This window comes from Streptomyces sp. NPDC005799, assembly GCF_040630525.1.
Lineage (GTDB): Bacteria > Actinomycetota > Actinomycetes > Streptomycetales > Streptomycetaceae > Streptomyces > Streptomyces griseorubiginosus_B.
In genome coordinates, this window is record NZ_JBEXXQ010000220.1 from 1 (window position 1) to 1232 (window position 1232).

Annotated in this window: 1 protein-coding gene; it reads right to left on the minus strand. The window is 64.3% G+C overall.

Features of this window, described 5'->3' with window-relative positions:
• Nucleotides 1–25: 25 nt before the first annotated feature.
• Nucleotides 26–1232, minus strand: a 1207-nt coding sequence (locus ABZ453_RS51350; protein ID WP_359026999.1) for an IS30 family transposase, incomplete at its 5' end; no start/stop codon positions are given.

A 1232-nucleotide genomic window follows, 5' to 3' on the forward strand; every position in this document is an offset into this window, starting at 1 on the left:
GGCGGTTTCCAGTGATGGTTGCGAATCATCTGGATTGCAGTGCTATGCCCCAGTCTCGCATAGCCTCGTCCGGGGTGCGGTCGCCGAGGACCATTCGGGGTCGATCGTTGAGCTGACGGGTGACGTCCCTGAGGTTGCGGATATCGTGGACGGAAAGGTCGGAACCCTTGGGAAAGTACTGCCGCAGCAGGCCGTTGGTGTTCTCGTTCGTCCCACGCTGCCAGGGCGAATGAGGGTCGCAGAAGTAGATCCGGAAGCCCGTCAGCTCTTCTATCTCCTCATGCAGGACGAGTTCGCGACCCTGATCCCAGGTCAGCGTTCTGCGGGCTGCAGGAGGCAGGTCTGCGGTCTGCCCGGTCAGCGCATCGCGCATCTGCTGGGCTTTCCATCCGTCCGGCAGATGGATCAGGCGGACGAAGCGTGTCGCGCGGTCGACCAGCGTCCCGATCGCTGACCGCTGGCCGCGACCAATGATGAGATCGCCTTCCCAATCCCCTGGCCTGGTACGTTCGTTGACGACGACAGGCCGGTGATGGATCAATTTCATGTTCTTGATCTTGTTGGGTGAGGGGACGCCCCGCCGCTGCTTCTTCCGTCGCGTGCGCCCGGTGCGCAGCCGGCCCTGACGTCGCCCCAGGAGCCCGGCGAACAGCCCGCGATAGATCGTCTCCGGGCAGGCGTGCATCCGCGGCTCGTCGGGGTATTGACGCCGCAGATAGCGGGAAATCTGCTGCGGTGACCATCCATCGTCGAGCTTGTCGCGGACCACGCAGCGCAATCGAGCATGTCCTCGGATCTTCTCCGTCTTCGGGCGCTGCCTGCGCAGCAGTGCCTGGTTGTGCGCCCACCAGGGGTCGTAGCTGCCGTCGTCCTTCCCGCCCCGGGCGATCTCCCGGTAGACGGTGGACGTGCTCTTCCCGATCACGGCAGCAATCGCGGCGGGAGCGTTTCCGGCACGCAGGCCGTCGGCGACGGCGATGCGGTCCTCTTGAGTGAGGAAGCGTGGTGCCACGGAGGCATCTGGGATGATCATGCTTCCAGCTTCGATGAACCACTTGGATCCGCAGCTGGTGGATACGCCCACTTGGCGGGCGGATGCGGCCCCTTTCAGACCCTGGCGCACCAGCTCGAAGTACCGCTGTCTGGCCGCCGTCGGCTTGCGGTTGGCTCCTCCGCGAGGCATGCGAACGATCTCCTTCCTGAGCGTTCGCAACCATCGATGGAAATCAAGC